This window comes from Priestia sp. VA7 (assembly GCF_055710015.1).
The window spans coordinates 282,583-301,123 of record NZ_JBVQPN010000001.1 but is presented as its reverse complement, the minus strand read 5'-3'; the positions used below and the strand labels follow the sequence as shown (position 1 = coordinate 301,123).

The following is an 18,541-nucleotide window of genomic DNA, read 5'->3' as shown; positions in this document are numbered from 1 at the left end:
AAGTCTTATTTATATTGTACACCAAGAAAGAAGAGAATTAAACGGATTTAACCCATTCTTCTACAGTGCCAAGTGCTTTTTCAATTTGGCTAGCGTCTTTTCCTCCAGCTTGCGCCATGTCAGGGCGTCCGCCTCCGCCTCCGCCGCAAATCGTCGCTACTTCTTTAACAAGTTTGCCAGCATGATGGCCTTTAGCAATTAAATCTTTTGTTACACCTGCAATAATATTTACCTTTTCACCTTGTGGAGAAGCTAATACGATTACAGCGGATTCTAATTTTTGTTTTAAATCGTCAACCATTGCACGAAGGTTATTCATATCCGTTGCATTCACTTTCGCTGCTAGTACATTCACACCATTAATGTTTTGCACACGGTCAACGAGATTGCCAGCTTCAATATTGCCAAGCTTTGTAGATAGTGAATCATTTTCACGCTGAAGATTACGAATTTCTTCTAGTAATCCTTCAACGCGCCCTACTAAATCACGCGGGTTGGATTTTACTTTTGCCGCAGCTTCTTTTAGTAAGCCTACTTGATCGTTCATTAACTGATAGGCAGCTTTTCCAGTTACAGCTTCAATGCGTCGAGTACCTGCACCGATTCCCGATTCTGATACAATTTTAAATAAACCGATAACAGACGTATTTGGCACGTGACATCCACCACATAATTCTAAGCTGTAGTCGCCTACTTGTACTACGCGCACGATATCTCCGTATTTCTCACCGAATAGCGCCATTGCACCCATCGCTTTTGCTTCGTCAATTGCTTTGTTTTCAATTTGTACAGAGATACTGTCCCAAATCTTTTCATTAACGATTTGTTCAATTTTCTCGAGCTCTTCTTGTGTCACTTGACCAAAGTGAGAGAAGTCAAAGCGCAAGCGATCCGCTGTTACTAAAGAACCCGCTTGATTAACATGCGTTCCTAACGTATCTTTTAATGCTTGATGCAATAAATGCGTTGCCGTATGGTTTTTCACAATCGCACTGCGGTTTTCTTCATCAAGCGTCGCCGTATATGTTTCACCTTTTACAAGCTCACCGTTTGTTACAGCTACCGTTTGGACATTTTGGCCGTTTGGCGCTTTTTGAACGTCTTTTACTTCCGCTGTTCCTGCAGCACTTTGGATCGTACCTTGGTCCGCAATTTGACCGCCGCTTTCTGCATAGAATGGCGTGTGGCTTAAGATGACTTGCGCTTCTGTTCCAGCTTCAGCGCGGTCAACAAGCTCACCGTCTACAATAATTGCTTCAACAACTGTTTCTACTTTATTTTTATCATAGCCAACAAACTCACTTGCAACGGTTACTTCACCAAGTACGCCGCCTTGAACTTGCATAGAACTAGAATCTTGACGAGCAGCACGCGCACGCTCACGCTGTGCTTCCATTTCACGTTCAAAACCTGCATGATCAATTTTCATGTTCTCATCTTCTGCATATTCTTCCGTTAATTCAACAGGGAATCCATACGTATCATATAAACGGAAAACATCTTCCCCTTGTACCGTATCACTGTTTTGCGCTTTTTCTTTTTTAATAACGGTTGCCAAAATAGCTAGTCCGTCATTTAACGTTTCGTGAAAACGCTCTTCTTCATTTTTTACTACGCGCTGGATAAAATCCGTTTTTTCCTTTACTTCCGGATAGAAATCAACCATGATTTCACCTACTACCGGCACTAGCTCGTACATGAACGGACGATTAATGTTTAACTTTTTAGCATAGCGAACTGCTCGGCGTAACAAACGGCGCAGCACATACCCACGGCCTTCATTTGAAGGAAGCGCGCCATCACCTACAGCAAATGTTACCGTACGAATATGGTCAGCAATGACTTTAAATGCCGTATCTTGCTCATCATTTGTACGATATTTAGCGCCTGAAATGTTTTCTGTTGCTTCAATAATCGGCATAAACAAATCTGTATCAAAGTTTGTTTGCACGTCTTGAATAACAGAAACCATACGCTCTAAGCCCATTCCCGTATCGATGTTTTTCTTTGGAAGCGGCGTGTACGTGCCATCAGGATTGTGATTAAATTGAGAAAATACAAGGTTCCAAATTTCTAAATAGCGCTCATTTTCTCCACCTGGATATAATTCCGGATCAGTTAGGTCATTTCCATATGCTTCTCCGCGATCATAAAAGATCTCTGTATTTGGACCACTCGGACCTTCTCCGATATCCCAGAAATTACCTTCCAAACGAATGATGCGCTCTTTAGGCACGCCCATTTTTTCATTCCAAATCTTAAATGCTTCTTCATCTTCAGGGTGAACTGTTACAGATAGCTTATCTGCGTCGAATCCAATCCATTTATCGCTCGTTAAGAATTCCCATGCCCATTGGATGGCTTCTTCTTTGAAATAATCACCGATAGAGAAATTACCAAGCATTTCAAAAAACGTATGATGGCGAGCCGTTTTACCTACGTTTTCGATATCGTTTGTACGAATGGATTTTTGTGCGTTACAAATACGTGGATTTTGAGGAATAACACGACCATCAAAATATTTTTTTAATGTAGCTACTCCACTGTTAATCCATAATAAAGATGGATCTTCATGCGGGACTAAAGATGCGCTTGGTTCTACATCATGGCCTTTTTCTTTAAAGAAATCTAAATACATTTGACGAACTTGTGCTGACGTCAGTTTTTTCATGATTGGTCCTCCTTTAATACTCTTCTTATTTATAGACAAAAAAATGATGACATAAAAGCATCTATTTTCTCTGTGTACAAAACCAATTGCTAGTTATTTGCACACAAAAAAACTCTCATCCCTGTAGCAGGGACGAGAGTTGAACTCGCGGTACCACCCTGATTATAAATGCCTAAAGCACTTATCACCTTCATAGCGTTAACGTTGCTGACACGGCAGGTTTTAGCCTGCACTCTGGACTAGCGTTCAGCTGCTCTTTGTTTAGCGCTTCTTTCAGCCAAGGAAGCCCTTCTCTAAAAACCAGTGTGCAACGTACTCGATCCATCATTGTGTTTAAAATATGTAGCGTTTTCTTATGGCGATATTATGACAAATTAACCGCTCTTTGTCAATGTTTGAGCGTATAAGAGCGGATATGCAAAATAGATATTTTAATGACTGCTAAAATTGGCACAGCCAAAATGAGACCCAATACTCCTCCAAATTCTCCTCCTAAAAGGAGCGCAAGCATGATAAACAAAGGATGAATATGAAGACTCTTTCCTACGATAAGCGGAGACAGCACATTTCCCTCTAGAAATTGCAGCACAAAGATTATAATGACAATGGTAATAACCAACTTTATCGAGATTGTGGCTGCAATAATAGCCGCTGGAACCGCACCAATAATCGGGCCAAAATAAGGAATGATATTCGTTACGCCAATAATGAAGCCTAAAAGAAGTGCATAAGGTACATGAAAGAACCACAGTGCTGCTGTGGCAATCACACCAATAATCAGACAAACAAAAAATTGCCCTCTAATGTAATTGCCGAGCGATTCATTCACATCCGATAAAAAACGTTCGCCTGGTTTGTGCCACTTTTTAGGCGTGACATAAGCTGTTGCTTTCTTAATAGAGGAAAAATCCTTCAGCATATAAAAAACAATAAATGGAATAATGATTAAAATCAAAAAAGAAGTAATCAATGACTTTAATCCTTCGGCCACTTTTGTAAGCCACACGTTGAGCGTAGCCTCTACATCATCAATGCTGCCTTCAATTTTCTCATGTACACCGTTTGGAAGTGAAGTTGTACGATCATGAATCGATTCTACCCAATGTCTATATGTATTCGTAAAATGAGGCAGCTGTTCGTTTAAATCTTTTACTTGTTCCACAAAAATAGGGTACGACTTATAGGCTCCAAACCCAATTCCTCCAAAAAAGATGATGTAGATCAGTAAAATAGCTAGAGGACGAGGCACGCCTTTATCATGCGTTTTTTCAATAAGCGGATGAAGTAAATATGTAATGAATGCTGCAATAAAAAAAGGCAGCAGTGCTTTTAAAAACATGTAAATAACAGGAAGCCATAAAAACTGGACTTTAAAAAAGACTAATATGCACAGCAGCGCTAATAACAGCAGTCCGAATCTATAGAACCATTTGAATGAACTATCTTTCAACGTAAACTCCTCCTCTCTTCTATTTTTTGATAAAGAAAGGAGTTTATACATGCTGTTGTCTCTTCTGCCTGCAAAAAAGCACTATTGCAGCTCAGTGCAATAGTGCTTTTTTATTAGTGAATAGCTTTCATCATACGTTTACGCATTTTTTTCATATTTCTTTTTGTAAACATCTCTCGATCATCTGCCATTTTAAATGCATAAGCTCCAAGACCGAAAGCGACTACTGACGGAATGATTCTGCCCATTGCTCTTCCTCCCGGTAAAAAAGAATTAGAAATTAATTGTGCGCTCGTCGTCTGAGAACAAATCATCAAGCGAGCTCAATGTTCCATCTTCTTCTACTTGGTGAGTATTAATTTGTCCTTTTGAAATAGTCATTTCAATAAAACAATTCCAGCAGTAATACTGATTTACACCAATTTTGCCAACGTCAATACTTTTACAGTTTGGACATTTAAACAAAGTCGACACCTCTTTATACGTTCTACTTATATAAACGCATTATGTCCACTTCTTTCCATGTCCATACTTTATTTTCTGACAATTAGCAAAGAAGGATGGCAACAAAGGAGTTTATTTAACTCTTTGTTAGCATACGAAAGGTTACATGAAATCATACGGCGTAACGTTTTCCATCCCAATATTTGCATCTTTCATAAATGGAATTTCGGGATCTTCTATGTCGTTATCCAAGCTTTCTCGAAGCAACGGCTGTAAATTCGTTTGTCGGATGCTGTCTTCATTTCGGCTGACGCCAAGCTGAAACGCTTCGTCTTCGCCGCATAAAATTAAAAACTGTTTGCTTCGCGTAACAGCGGTATAAAGTAAATTGCGTCGCAGCATCCGGTAATAGCTTTTAACAATTGGAAGCACAACAATGGGAAATTCACTTCCCTGTGATTTATGAATGGAACAGCAGTATGCATGAGTTATTTGATTAAAGTCTTGCTTTGTGTAAGTTACTTCATTTCCTTCATATGAAATAACCAGCATATCCTGTTTTTCCGTATTTTCTTTGGCAAAGAAAACCGAGACGATTTCTCCCATATCTCCGTTAAATACGTTGCTATCCGGCTGATTTACAAGCTGCAGCACTTTATCTCCCACTCGGTACGTGATATCTCCGTGCTTAAGCTCTCTTCTTTGCTCGGAAGCCGGGTTGAATAATTCCTGAAGAACTTCATTCAGCTTATCAATACCTGCAGGACCTTTATACATAGGAGCTAGAACTTGAATATCTTTAGCCGTATAGCCTTTTTTTAACGCATTCCCGCAAACTTGTTGCACGACGTTCGTGATGTGCTGTCCTTGACAACGAATAAAAGAACGATCTCCTTGCTGCCTTGATAAGTCTTCCGGAAGCTTTCCTTTTTTTATTTCATGAGCCAAATCAATAATTGACGATCCTTCCGCTTGCCGGTATACATCTGTAAGACGGACGGTAGGAACTACTTCTGAACTCAGTAAATCTTTTAACACCTGTCCCGGACCTACTGAAGGAAGCTGGTCTTCGTCTCCAACTAAAATAACCTGTAAATTAGCAGGAAGAGATTTAAACAGCTGATGAGCAAGCCACAAATCTACCATTGATACTTCATCCACAATCAGTAATTTTCCGTCAATTGGATTTTCCTCATTATGATCAAATCCTTCTTGTCCGTTCCATTTTAATAATCTGTGAATGGTAACTGCTGGAAGTCCCGTCGCTTCGCTCATTCGTTTAGCAGCGCGTCCAGTAGGTGCCACAAGTAAAACAGGAAAAGCTTCATCTTTTTTATAATCCCCTGGATTTAACGAACATCCGTGAAGTTCTGCATAGAGTTCGACTATTCCTTTAATAACCGTTGTTTTCCCTGTACCTGGTCCACCTGTTAAGAGAAGCATCGGAGACATTAAAGCGGTTTGTATGCCCTTGCGCTGAGAAGGTGCATATTGCACGTCTAATCGCTCTTCTAGTTCACCCAGTGCCAATAAGAATTCTGATTCTGGAAACTGCTCTTCGTACTGCGTTTGAGCCATAATTTTTTGAATAGCTTTAACCAGCCCTTTTTCAGCATAGAAAAGGGGAGGAAAATAAATTTTTTCGTCTTGAATGATAAGCTTTTTGTCTGCTTTTAATGCGTCCACTTCTCTTGTAAGATCCATTTCAGACAGATTCTCATGCCTGCTTTTTCGAAGAAGCTCTGCTGTTTTTCCATACAGCTGATCTGCCGTGACGTATACATGTCCCATTTGATTGCATTCTTGCTCAATGACATATAAAATACCTGCACGCAAACGATCAGGATGATTGGTTGCCATACCAAGCCTCTTTCCAAGTTCATCGGCCCTGCTAAAGCCAATACCTTGAATATCTTCTACGAGCTGATAAGGATTATTTTGAACAATTTCAAGCGCTTCTTGTTTGTACGCTTGGAAAATCTTCATCGAAAGCTGCGGTCCAAACCCAAGGTCTGTCAGCTTTACCATTACTTCTTCTAACCCTTGATGTTCACGAAGCTGCGTGACTAAAGCTTCTGCCTTGTCGGCTGAAAGCCTCGGAACCTCTTTTAGCACAGACTCATTTTGCAAAATACGAAAAATAGCGCGTTCTCCTAGAGCGTCCACAATGTTTTCAGCAGTTTTTTTACCGATTCCGTGAAATAAATCGCTAGACAGGTACTGAACAACCCCTTGCCTTGATTGCGGAAGTTCTTTTTTAAACTGTTCAACATGAAACTGCAGACCAAACTTTGGATGCTCTTTGAAGTCTCCGTAAAACGTGTATACTTCATCTTCATTCAGCTTAGGAAAATAACCTGTGACGACCGTTTCTTTATCTTCAATCTCTAAATTTGTTTTTTTGATCCGTATCCGCGTAACGTTATATAAGTTTTCTTCGTTATGAAAGACGGTTACAATCGACGTGCCGCTTATATAATGACGTTCTGGCTGTGAAGGGTTCACTTGTTCTTCGTTCATGTTATCCTTCCTTTACCCGCTTTCTTAATGTTCTAATGTAGACAGAACTTGTTTGGCATTTGCTGCCATTACGTGATCTGGCTGCACGTTTAAAGCTTCATCTAACATCTCAATCGCCTTGTCTTTGTCATCTTTCATGGCATACGCTACGCCTAAATTATAAAAAGCATCGGCATGTTCTGGCTCTTGATTGACTACCTTAAGGAATTCAGCAATTGCTTCATCTACCATTTCGAGCTGTGCTAAACAAAGACCGTACTGAAATTTTGCTTCTACATCATGTTCGTTTAGTTCTACCGCCCGCTGAAGATAAGGCATCGCAAAACGAATTTCTTCCATATGAAACAGCGTTAAACCAAGCATAAAGTACGCATCGGATGAATCTAAGCCTTTTTTGATTGCTAAATCAAAGTAGTGCTTTGCCTGCTCAAGCTGCTCTGCATTAAAATAAATATTTCCTGCTCCGTAATACGCTGTTGCCGTTTCTTCATCTAATTCAATCGCACGTTCATAAAATTTCAAAGCACGATCCATCTCACTAACAGCCGCTAACAAATTGCCAAAATTCACATACACAATTGGATCTTTTGGATTATCTTCAATTGCTTCTGAAAATGTTTTAGCAGCCTCTTCAAATTTCCCTTCCTGCATATACTGAATTCCTAGCTGATTTTTATCTGTCATTTTTTCGTTCACTCCACTGTTTTAGTTATGATTTAAGAGATTTTCACATCATGAAAATCTAGAATATGTAAGTTATTAGTTTACCCAATAAGTAAAGTATATCATAGAAAAACCTCAGCTATATACGGCCGAGGTTTTTCGTTCTTGCTTATATGAATTATACGTACCAGATTTGCTCTTCTTCTTGAAATACTTTGTCAATTGTTGCTCCGCCAAGACATTCATCATCTTTGTAAAACACAACTGCTTGACCTGGCGTAATTGCGCGAACAGGTTCAGCAAAAATAACCTTAATTGTATTATCATCGACTTTTTCAACGGTTACTGCTGAATCAGTTTGACGATAGCGGAATTTTGCTGTGCACGTCATTGGTGACGACCAGTCACGTTCGCTTACCCAGCTGACATTGGTTGCTGTGAGAGATGTAGAATAGAGCAGCTCATTGTGAAAGCCTTGATCGACGTACAAAACATTTTTTTCTAAATCTTTTCCGACTACAAACCAAGGTTCACCGCTGCCTCCAATACCTAAACCATGGCGTTGGCCAATTGTATAGTACATGAGACCGTCGTGCTTGCCTTTTACTTCGCCGTCAAGCGTTTGCATTACACCTGGCTGAGCAGGAAGATACTGACTTAAAAATTCTTTGAAGTTGCGTTCACCAATAAAGCAAATACCTGTGCTGTCTTTTTTCGTTGCTGTAGCAAGGCCTGCTTCTTTCGCAATTTCACGCACTTTTGATTTCTCAATTTCACCAATCGGGAACATTACTTTTGAAAGCTGATCTTGTCCTAATTGATTTAAGAAATACGTTTGATCTTTATTTCCATCTACGCCTCGAAGCATTTTATACTCCCCGTCGCGGTACGCAACGCGTGCATAATGTCCTGTCGCTAGATAATCTGCTCCTAGCGTCATTGCATGCTCTAAAAAGGCTTTGAATTTAATTTCTTTATTACACATTACATCAGGATTCGGTGTACGACCTGCTTTATATTCATCTAAAAAGTAGGTAAATACTTTATCCCAATATTGTTTTTCAAAGTTGACTGCATAGTAGGGAATACCAATTTGATTACATACGCGAATAACATCGTTATAATCTTCAGTCGCAGTACAAACGCCGTTTTCATCCGTATCGTCCCAGTTTTTCATAAAGATTCCGATCACATCGTATCCTTGTTGTTTTAATAAAAGAGCTGCTACGGATGAATCAACGCCTCCGCTCATTCCGACTACTACACGTGTATCTTTAGGTGATTTTGTCAACTTCGCCACCTCCGTTTTCTTCATTTTAATTAAATTGTTCGCTAAAAAGCGAAAGAAACGACACAAACCATCAGTGAGGGATGAAGACCCTACTGATGGCTGCTATTTACATCGTTAGTCGCTTAACGATGTTTGCTGTTTGACGTGCGGTTTTTTCAATTTGCTCAGCTGTGTTTCCTAAGCCAAAGCTAAATCGAATAGAAGTTGTTAAACGTTCAGACCCTTTTCCAAACATAGCTACAAGCACATGAGAAGGATCGATTGCTCCCGCTGTGCAAGCTGAACCGCTCGATGCCGCAATTCCTGCTAAGTCTAAATTCACGAGCATCGATTCAACATTTGTTTTTGGAAATGATAAATTTAACACATGTGGCAGAGAATTTTCAAGATGTCCGTTAATTTCAAAGGAAATACCTTCTTCTTTCAACACAGCTACCATTATTTCTTTGTATCTTCTATATTCATCTGCACGTGTTTGCAGCGTTTGTTGCGAAATTTTCACAGCCTCTTCAAACCCGACAATACTTGTCATGTTCTCAGTTCCAGCTCGTCGTTTGCGCTCTTGTTCTCCTCCAAATAGCAAAGGAGACAGTGAAACGTGAGCAGCTGCATATAAAAAGCCCATCCCTTTTGGTCCGTTAATTTTATGAGCCGAAACGGATAAAAGATCGACACCTAATTGTTGCACATTTAACGGAATTAATCCATAAGCTTGCACTGCATCCGTGTGGAAATATGCTCCATGCTCTTTTAATAGAACTCCAATTTCCCCAATTGGCTGAATAGCACCTACTTCATTATTTCCAAACATCACCGACACAAGAATTGTTTGATCGGTTAGGGCTGATTTTATTTCATCTACAGATACTTGTCCGTACTCATTAACTGGTAAGTAAGTCACTTCAAAGCCCTGTGTTTCTAAATATTCACACGTATGAAGCACAGCGTGGTGTTCAATTTGCGTGGTAATAATATGATTTCCTTTATGGCGGTTTGCAAGAGCTACTCCGATCAGTGCCATATTATCTGCTTCTGTCCCACCACTTGTAAAAATCAGTTCATTTTCGTGTGCTCCAATACTTGCTGCAATCGTTTGGCGAGCTTCGTCTAAATAGCGTCGACTTTCCCGCCCATAGTGATGAATACTAGACGGATTTCCAAAGTACTCATGCATAAATGTCGTCATTTTCTCAACGACTGCTGGATGTATTGGAGACGTTGCTGCATGATCAACATAAATACGTTCCAAAATAAACGCCTCCTAGCTCATTATTAAATATAAAACATATAAGACGCTTGATCATCATCAGAATGATTTGCTAAATCTTCAAGCGTTGTACTATCTAGCACTTCTTTAACCGCATCTCGAATACGAATCCACAGCTCGCGTTTTGCAGGCTCTTCATCTTCAATTCCTTCTACAGGACTAATAGGACCTTCTAAAACAGAAATAATATCACCAGAAGTAATGTTAGCAGGTTCATGGGCTAAGATGTAACCTCCATAAGCTCCGCGCACGCTTTTTACAAGCCCAGCGTTACGCAGCGGTGAAATAAGCTGCTCTAAATAATGTTCAGATAAGTCATGCGTTTGAGCAATAGTTTTAAGCGAGATAGGACCTTCGCCAAAGCGCTTCGCAAGCTCAATCATAATCGTTAAACCGTAGCGTCCTTTTGTTGAAATTTTCATACGATACACTCCTTCAATACACTTTTTTTATTTATGAAAAAAATAAGACCCTCACGTTGTCACTGAATGCTGTGATGAGTCGTTTTTTACTAAGCTATATGAACTTCTCTATATGCATTTCTTGCAAATGTAACTGTTGATATTATAACATACTATGCCTATAAGATAAATTTCCACCACCTATTCACCGCTTGTGATACAGTGAAAGAAAAGAAAGGAGAAAAACATGGCTACAAAACCTCTCGCATTTCGAATGCGTCCGACTCATTTAGATGACGTTATCGGACAGCAGCATTTAGTTGGCAAAGATAAAATGATTTATCGAATGGTAAAAGCAAATCACTTAAGCTCGATGATTTTATATGGACCTCCAGGCGTTGGAAAAACAACAATTGCCACAGCTATTGCAAAAACAACCAACACGGCGTTTCGTCAGTTAAATGCCGTTGTAAACAATAAAAAAGATATGGAAATTGTCGCCGAAGAAGCCAAAATGTCAGGCAAAGTAATTCTGCTGTTAGATGAAGTTCATCGGCTTGACAAAGCTAAGCAAGACTTTTTGCTTCCTTACTTAGAAAACGGCATGATCATTCTAATCGGAGCGACAACAAGCAATCCTTATCACGCAATTAATCCTGCTATTCGAAGCAGATGCCAAATCTTCGAATTAAAATCTCTTACGCCAGATGATATCAAAATGGCGCTAACAAGGGCGCTCAACGATCCATCAAACGGATTTGGGGATAGAAAAATCATCGTAGAAGATGACGCCATGAACCACTTTGCCAACAGCTGTAACGGTGACGTGCGCTCGGCTTTGAATGCTCTGGAACTGGCTGTTTTATCAACAGGTGAAAGCGATGGTAAAATCGTTATTACCTTACAAACAGCAGAAGAATGTCTGCAGCAAAAATATTTTTCACATGATAAAAATGGTGACGCTCACTATGATGTATTATCGGCTTTTCAAAAATCGATTCGCGGCAGCGACGTAAATGCCGCTCTTCATTATTTGGGACGGCTAATTGAAGCAGGAGACTTGATCAGCATCAATCGTCGCCTTTTAGTCATTGCGTATGAAGACATTGGACTAGCTGATCCGGATGCCGGCATGAGAACTCTCGCAGCTATTCAAGCAACTGAGCGATTAGGTCTCCCAGAAGCACGTATCCCGCTTGCAAACGCCGTTATTGAGCTTTGTCTATCACCGAAGTCCAACGCTGCTTACAAAGCATTAGATGAAGCGATAAGCGATATTAAAAAAGGGTTTTCCGGCGACGTTCCCCCTCATTTGAAGGATGCTCATTACAAAGGAGCAGAGAACCTTGGCCGAGGCGTTGAATATCAATACCCGCATGATTTTGATAACGGATGGGTCCTTCAACAGTATTTACCGGATCGCATCAAAAACAAACAATATTTTCATCCTAAACAAAATGGACAAGAAAAATACTTTTCAAAAGTTTTCAATCGTTTAGAGACATTAAAAAAAGAAAATGGCTGAAACTGTTGCTCAGTTTCAAAGCCATTTTCTTTTTTGTCTTTATCTATTAAGCTGCACTTTTAACTTCTTTGCGTTTTTTCGTTTTTGTTGAACCTTTAAAGTAGCTGTCTAAAAGTTTAGCGACTAAACGAGCGATTATGTTAAACAACAGAACCATAATGATTAGAATAGCAGCTGACTTTGTTGCAATCAATCTTGCATCAGGTACGATTCCTTCAGAGTTTAATTTCCAAATGTGAACGGCAAGCGTCTCTGCTGGTCGAAAAATATTAAACGGGTTTACAGGACTCGTTAAGTCAGCATTTGAATTTAACATCGGCGTGGTTAAGCCAGCCGTATAAATCAACGCAGCTGCCTCTCCAAAGATTCGTCCCGCAGTTAAAATAACGCCTGTGATAATTTGTTGAATCGCTGATGGAATGACGACTTTGACAATTGTTTGCCATTTAGTCGCACCCAACCCTAAACTCGCTTCTTTTACACTCGCAGGAACAGATGCAATCGCACTTTCACATACGCGCGTTAAACCCGGTAAATTTAAAATTGTAATCACAAGTGCTCCACCGATAAGCGTATAGCCCCAGCCTGAAAATGTGACAAAAATTAATAATCCAAATAAACCAACTACAATGGACGGTAATGACGCCATTGTTTCAATACATAAGCGGACGAAATTTAAGAAACGACCTTGCTTCGCGTACTCCGCTAAGTAAATTCCGGCTCCTAAACCAAGAGGAATAGAAATGATCAGCGTTAAAACAAGCATGTAGAACGAGTTAAACAGCTGAGGTCCGATACCGCCTCCCGCCATCGTATTGCTTGGCTTTCCAAATAAAAAGTTCGGGTCCCAAAATCCCCAGCCTTTAGCGATAATTTCAACAACTAAATACACTAATAGCAACACAACTAGAGCGGCAATGCCATAAAAAATACCTGTCCATATATTATTTACTGTGCGTGCATTTTTGTTTCTCATTGATGAGCACCTCGTTTCCCAATTGCTCGGATAATTAAAATGAACACGAAAGAAATAAGCAGTAAAATCATAGCTAACGTCCACAATGCGTTATTCCATGCCGTTCCGTTTAACGTATTAGACATATCCATTGTTAAAATACCTGTTAATGTTGCCGTTGGACTATATAAGCTTTCAGGAAGCTTAACCGTGTTTCCGATAACCATTTGAACAGCTAGCGCTTCTCCGAATGCGCGGGCAAGTCCTAACACGATACCTGTTAAAATACCTGTTTTAGCAGATGGAATAATGACTCGGCTAATTGCCTGCCATCTTGTTGAACCTAGTCCATAAGAAGCTTCTAAATATTCAGGTGCTACGCTTCGAATTGCATCGTCAGCAATACTTGCAATTGTCGGAAGAATCATGACGCTTAAGACAATAATTCCGGCAATCAAACTAAAGCCCACTCCGCCGAAGTTATCGCGAAGAAGCGGTACTAAAATGGTAACCCCTAAAAGGCCGTATACCACTGAAGGAACTCCGACTAAAAGTTCTAAAACCGGTCGTAAAACCGTTGAACCAAATTTAGGCGAAATATAGTTGTTAAAAATGGCGATAGCAATTCCAATTGGAGCACTTATAATCACGGCTCCGATTGATACAAGCATGGAACCCAGAATAAACACAAGTGCCCCGTATTCTTTATTGTTTGGGCTCCATTTTGTTGAAGTCAACATTTCACCGATTGATATATTACTTTGTAAAAATGACTGTATGCCTTTTTCACAAATAAATACGATAATAGCTAACGTAACAAGTACAATTAGAATACCGCAAAATGTAGAAAGCGTACGGCCAATGTATTCGCTTTTTACATAATTAATGGATTTTTTCCCCTTCATCGCTCTGTCTCCTTACATATTCAGTATATATTCGCTTTTCTTTTTATTCGCTATATACTTTATTAACATTCAAATAGAATAAGACTGACTGTGTTAGTCAGCCCTATTCTTTTTAAAAACACTCTTATTTTTTGAACTCAGTCATTGGGATATATCCCATATCTTCTACTTGCTTAGCAAAGTCCTTACCAGCTACGTAGTCAATGTACTCTTTTGCACCATCTTTCGGCTCACCGTTTGTAATCATGTACTCATAAGACCAAAACGGATATTTTTTAGAAACAATGTTTTCTGTTGTTGGCTCTACACCATCAATATTAAGCATTTTTAAACTTTCTTTTTTATCGCCAATTAAATACGACATAGCAAGGTAACTTACTGCTCCTGGCGTTGAGTTTACTGATTGCTCAACCGCTCCGTTTGAATCTTGAGCTGTACCAACGCTGTCATTTACTTTTGCGTCACCCATTAATGTTTTCTCGAATGTAGCACGTGTACCAGATGATGCTGGACGGTTGATTACGTTAATTTTCTCGTCGTTTCCGCCAACTTCTTTCCAGTTTTTAATTTCACCAGAGAAAATCTTTTGAATTTGCTCTTTTGTTAACGATTCTACTTTTACATCTTTATTTACAACAAGTGCGAACCCAATGCCCGCTACTTTCGTATCTACAAGTTTATCTGCTTTTGATTTATCTTCGATTTTATCGGCTGCTGGAACATCAGAGTTTCCAATGTCAACTGCTCCTGATGCTACTTGGTTAACACCCGTTCCACTACCTCCACCTTGTACCGTTACTGAAAGGTTTGGATATTTTTCAGTAATTCCATTCGCTGCTTCTTCTGCAAGTGGTTGTAAAGCTGTAGATCCCGCCGCTGTTAACGTACCTGACACTTCTTCTTTGCTGCCCGAACCACTGTCGTTGCTTGCTCCGTCTTTACCACATGCTGCTAGTGCTCCTACCATTAAAAAAGCTGCTAATGTTACTTTAAAACCCTTTGTTTTCATTACATTACCCTCCAATAAATATATGTGTAATTAGTACTAGTCCTTTGTACTCGAACAACAGGTACAAGACACATTATACGAGTAGATTGTTGTCTTTATATGAAGTGAATTTTAAGTTACTGTAAACTTACTTATTTGGGGTTTATTTTTTCTTATTTCTATCAAAACCCTTGATATATAAGACTTTCTGAATATTGCTGTAGAAGATATAAAAGAAATAAAGCCAAAACGTAAATTTTATGTAAATAAAGCGTTAAATAAATTTACATAAATCTCTTTTTTTAATACAGTGTAAATTCACCATCAAGCCATATTTTTCAATTTATTAGTACTTTTTATACATATCAAACAGAAGATTCCATCCAAAGCATAAATAGAACAGATATTTCCATAAAAAAAAGAAGGCTACGATAGCCTTCTTTTTATTCATCACCTACGCGGCGAATCTTAATATCACTTAATAATTCATTGATAACATGACCGCCCATAATTAATCCTGCTACAGATGGAACAAAAGCATTAGAAGATGGGGGCATTTTCGCTTTGCGAATTTGCGCTTGATCGTTTCCTACTTCTTTGCGAACTTCTTCGCGAATAACGATTGGACGTTCATCAGAAAAAACGACGTTAATTCCTTTGCGAATTCCTTCTTTACGCAGACGAGTACGAACTACTTTTGCAATTGGATCTGTATGTGTCTTTGAAATGTCTGCAATTTTGAAACGTGTTGGATCCATTTTATTCGCAGCACCCATGCTTGAAATAATCGGAATATCACGTTTTAAACATTCTTTCATTAAATGAATTTTATACGAAATCGTATCGGATGCATCCACTACGAAGTCCGGTTTGTAACTAAAGAACTCTTCATATGTTTCTTCCGTATAAAACATTTGAAGAGAAACGACGTCACAGTCTGGATTAATATCCAAAATACGTTTTTTCATTAATTCTGTCTTGGGCTGACCTACCGTAGAAAGCAGCGCGTGAATTTGACGATTTACGTTTGTAATATCAACATCGTCTTTATCTACAAGAATTAAACGTCCTACTCCTGACCGAGCCAAAGCCTCAGCAGAAAACGACCCTACTCCTCCTATCCCTAAAATAGCAACTGTACTGCCTTTTAAAGTAGCTAGCCCTTCTTTTCCTATCGCCAGTTCATTACGCGAAAACTGATGCAACATGTTAAAACACTCCTCTATTAAATACACCAACGTGTATGATTAATTCAAATAAACAACGAAATTGAATATACCATATTTTTAGCAAAACGAACATGAGCATTCGTTATTTATCCATAAAAAAACTCTATGCAAATAATTACATAGAGGATTTTTTATATGTATGCTAGTCCCGATCGTGCCGTCTCGAGTGCCTTCGTTTTGAACCCGCTCTCGGCAGGTGGGTGCTCTGCTTTAACCATTGTAAGTCCTCGAGATGAGGCATGTACGCTCGTTAAAAACTCCGAGCTCCCAAGCAAAAAATTGTTCGGTCAAAACTGGATTAAGGACGAACACATCAGGACTATTTAGTTCTTGAAAGTATCTTATCACAGAAAAAATCACTTTGCAATTAATAAGTAAAACAAAAAAATCGAGCCTGTGACTGGAACGTGACAAGCTCGATTTAACAGACGGTTCAATCGATTACGCTTCTGTTTTTGGCTTTTTTACCTGCAAATGCAGCTCGTCTAATTGCGCTTCACTTACTTCACCAGGTGCGTTTGTTAATAGACAACTTGCACTTGCTGTTTTAGGGAAGGCAATTGTATCACGCAAGTTTGTGCGTCCTGCTAGAAGCATAACCAAACGGTCAAGACCTAATGCAATTCCGCCGTGAGGAGGAGTACCGTATTCAAATGCTTCAAGTAAGAAACCAAACTGCTCATATGCTTCTTCTAATGTAAATCCAAGCGTTTTAAACATTTTTTCTTGAATATCACGCTCGTAAATACGTAAAGATCCTCCGCCAAGTTCGTAACCATTCAATACTAAGTCATATGCTTGTGCACGGACTTGTCCAGGATCGCTTTCTAACATTGGTAAATCTTCACGAACTGGCATTGTGAATGGATGATGAGCCGCGTAGTAACGGTTGTCTTCTTCATCATGCTCAAGAAGAGGCCAATCTGTTACCCATAGGAAGTTAAATTTCGTTTCATCAATAATTCCTTGTTCTTTTGCAAGCTTTAGACGAAGAGCGCCAAGTGCATCTGCTACAACTGACTTTTTATCAGCTACAAATAAAAGTAAATCTTCTTCTTCCGTTTGAAGAGCTTCAGCAAATTGCTTTTGCTCATCTTCATTGAAGAATTTTGCAATTGGTCCTTTTAAGGCATCAGCTTCAACTTTCAGCCATGCTAACCCTTTAGCACCGTAAATTTTCACGAACTCTGTTAGAGCATCGATATCTTTACGTGAATAGCTAGAAGCGGCACCTTTTACGTTAATGGCTTTTACTTCTCCGCCGTTTTCAACTGCTGCGCTAAATACTTTGAACCCGCAGTCTTTCACAAGCTCTGATAAGTTGACTAACTCCATTTCAAAACGTGTATCCGGCTTATCTGAACCGTAGCGACTCATCGCTTCATCATATGACATGCGCGGGAAAGGTGTCGTTATATCTAAATCTTTTACGCGTTTCATTACTTTAGACATCATTTCTTCCGTCATTGTCATGATGTCCTCTTGAGATAAAAATGATGTTTCAATATCGATTTGAGTAAATTCAGGCTGACGATCTGCACGCAAGTCTTCATCGCGGAAGCAGCGAGCGATTTGATAATAACGCTCAACTCCGCTTACCATTAGCAGCTGCTTAAAGATTTGCGGTGATTGAGGAAGAGCATAAAACTCCCCTTCGTGCACGCGGCTTGGCACAAGATAATCACGCGCGCCTTCTGGCGTACTTTTCGTTAGAATAGGTGTTTCAACATCTAAAAAGTCATTTTGATCTAAGAAGTCACGAATTGTTTTTGTAATGTCATTGCGCATTTTAAGCGTGTTAAACATCTCAGAACGTCGAAGGTCTAAATAACGATATTTTAATCGAACATCTTCTGATACTTCCGTTTGATCCGCAATAGCAAAAGGAGGTGTTTTGGCTTTGTTTAATACCGTAATCTGCTCAGCATGAACTTCAATTTTACCTGTTTTTAAGTTCGGGTTAACGGTTCCCTCTTCACGAGCCACAACAGTTCCTTGCACTTCCAGTACAAATTCATTACGTACATCTTCAGCAATTTTTAGCGCTTCAGCAGATTTTTCAGGATTAAATACAACCTGTACAACTCCGCCGCGGTCGCGTAAATCAATAAAGATTAATCCCCCTAAATCACGGCGTTTTTGAACCCATCCTTTTAATAGAACTGTTTCGCCAGTTGCTTGTTCTGTTACATCTCCACAGTAGTATGAACGTTTTGTCATCATGGTTCCCCC

At 39.5% G+C, this 18,541-nt stretch carries 15 protein-coding genes and 1 other RNA gene; 1 reads left to right on the top strand and 15 read right to left on the bottom strand.

All coding sequences use genetic code 11. The features are described from left to right. Positions 1 to 37 precede the first annotated feature (37 nt). The 9 genes from alaS to cymR form a co-directional block, all read right to left on the bottom strand. Positions 38 to 2,671 (bottom strand): alanine--tRNA ligase, encoded by a 2,634-nt coding sequence (alaS, locus tag AC0C45_RS01550; protein ID WP_257061253.1) that lies wholly within the window; start codon positions 2,669 to 2,671, stop codon positions 38 to 40. 388 nt (positions 2,672 to 3,059) lie between these two features. Further along, positions 3,060 to 4,121: an AI-2E family transporter gene (locus tag AC0C45_RS01545; RefSeq protein WP_013059290.1), complete on the bottom strand. Its 1,062-nt coding sequence runs from the start codon at positions 4,119 to 4,121 to the stop codon at positions 3,060 to 3,062. Between the two features lie 113 nt (positions 4,122 to 4,234). Beyond that, positions 4,235 to 4,369, bottom strand: coding sequence for a YrzQ family protein (locus AC0C45_RS01540; protein WP_013059291.1), 135 nt, complete (start codon positions 4,367 to 4,369; stop codon positions 4,235 to 4,237). Positions 4,370 to 4,394: 25 nt separating this feature from the next. After that, positions 4,395 to 4,586 (bottom strand): hypothetical protein, encoded by a 192-nt coding sequence (locus AC0C45_RS01535; RefSeq protein WP_013059292.1) that lies wholly within the window; start codon positions 4,584 to 4,586, stop codon positions 4,395 to 4,397. Positions 4,587 to 4,727: 141 nt separating this feature from the next. Continuing rightward, positions 4,728 to 7,085: an SF1B family DNA helicase RecD2 gene (gene recD2 / locus AC0C45_RS01530; RefSeq protein WP_034648822.1), complete on the bottom strand. Its 2,358-nt coding sequence runs from the start codon at positions 7,083 to 7,085 to the stop codon at positions 4,728 to 4,730. Positions 7,086 to 7,109: 24 nt separating this feature from the next. Then, a complete protein-coding gene (locus AC0C45_RS01525; RefSeq protein WP_013085089.1) occupies positions 7,110 to 7,769 on the bottom strand; it encodes a tetratricopeptide repeat protein in 660 nt (219 codons plus the stop codon). A gap of 157 nt (positions 7,770 to 7,926) precedes the next feature. Continuing rightward, the gene (gene mnmA, locus AC0C45_RS01520) at positions 7,927 to 9,039 is read right to left on the bottom strand and encodes a tRNA 2-thiouridine(34) synthase MnmA (protein ID WP_034648820.1); all 1,113 of its coding nucleotides are present in this window, start codon (positions 9,037 to 9,039) and stop codon (positions 7,927 to 7,929) included. A gap of 106 nt (positions 9,040 to 9,145) precedes the next feature. Continuing rightward, complete coding sequence (locus AC0C45_RS01515) at positions 9,146 to 10,288, bottom strand: cysteine desulfurase family protein (RefSeq protein WP_237892986.1); 1,143 nt, start codon at positions 10,286 to 10,288, stop codon at positions 9,146 to 9,148. A 23-nt stretch (positions 10,289 to 10,311) separates the two neighbouring features. Further along, on the bottom strand, positions 10,312 to 10,728 hold the full coding sequence (gene cymR, locus AC0C45_RS01510) for a cysteine metabolism transcriptional regulator CymR (RefSeq protein ID WP_013059297.1): 417 nt from the start codon (positions 10,726 to 10,728) through the stop codon (positions 10,312 to 10,314). Between the two features lie 226 nt (positions 10,729 to 10,954). Between cymR and AC0C45_RS01505 the strand changes: the two genes are divergently transcribed. Then, a complete protein-coding gene (locus AC0C45_RS01505) occupies positions 10,955 to 12,232 on the top strand; it encodes a replication-associated recombination protein A (RefSeq protein WP_016765622.1) in 1,278 nt (425 codons plus the stop codon). A gap of 46 nt (positions 12,233 to 12,278) precedes the next feature. On the opposite strand, the gene pstA is transcribed toward AC0C45_RS01505, so the two are convergent. The 6 genes from pstA to aspS form a co-directional block, all read right to left on the bottom strand. Then, positions 12,279 to 13,208 (bottom strand): phosphate ABC transporter permease PstA, encoded by a 930-nt coding sequence (gene pstA, locus AC0C45_RS01500; RefSeq protein ID WP_016765623.1) that lies wholly within the window; start codon positions 13,206 to 13,208, stop codon positions 12,279 to 12,281. Next, the gene (gene pstC, locus AC0C45_RS01495) at positions 13,205 to 14,092 is read right to left on the bottom strand and encodes a phosphate ABC transporter permease subunit PstC (protein WP_013059300.1); all 888 of its coding nucleotides are present in this window, start codon (positions 14,090 to 14,092) and stop codon (positions 13,205 to 13,207) included. The genes pstA and pstC overlap by 4 nt, the downstream gene beginning before the upstream one ends. A 124-nt stretch (positions 14,093 to 14,216) precedes the next feature. After that, positions 14,217 to 15,101, bottom strand: a complete 885-nt coding sequence (locus tag AC0C45_RS01490) for a phosphate ABC transporter substrate-binding protein PstS family protein (RefSeq protein ID WP_013059301.1) — start codon at positions 15,099 to 15,101, stop codon at positions 14,217 to 14,219. A gap of 422 nt (positions 15,102 to 15,523) precedes the next feature. After that, positions 15,524 to 16,288, bottom strand: a complete 765-nt coding sequence (locus AC0C45_RS01485; protein ID WP_013059302.1) for a tRNA threonylcarbamoyladenosine dehydratase — start codon at positions 16,286 to 16,288, stop codon at positions 15,524 to 15,526. Positions 16,289 to 16,450: 162 nt separating this feature from the next. After that, positions 16,451 to 16,632, bottom strand: a non-coding RNA gene (ssrS, locus tag AC0C45_RS01480) — 6S RNA. A 118-nt stretch (positions 16,633 to 16,750) separates the two neighbouring features. Continuing rightward, complete coding sequence (aspS, locus tag AC0C45_RS01475; protein WP_237892988.1) at positions 16,751 to 18,529, bottom strand: aspartate--tRNA ligase; 1,779 nt, start codon at positions 18,527 to 18,529, stop codon at positions 16,751 to 16,753. Positions 18,530 to 18,541 lie beyond the last annotated feature (12 nt).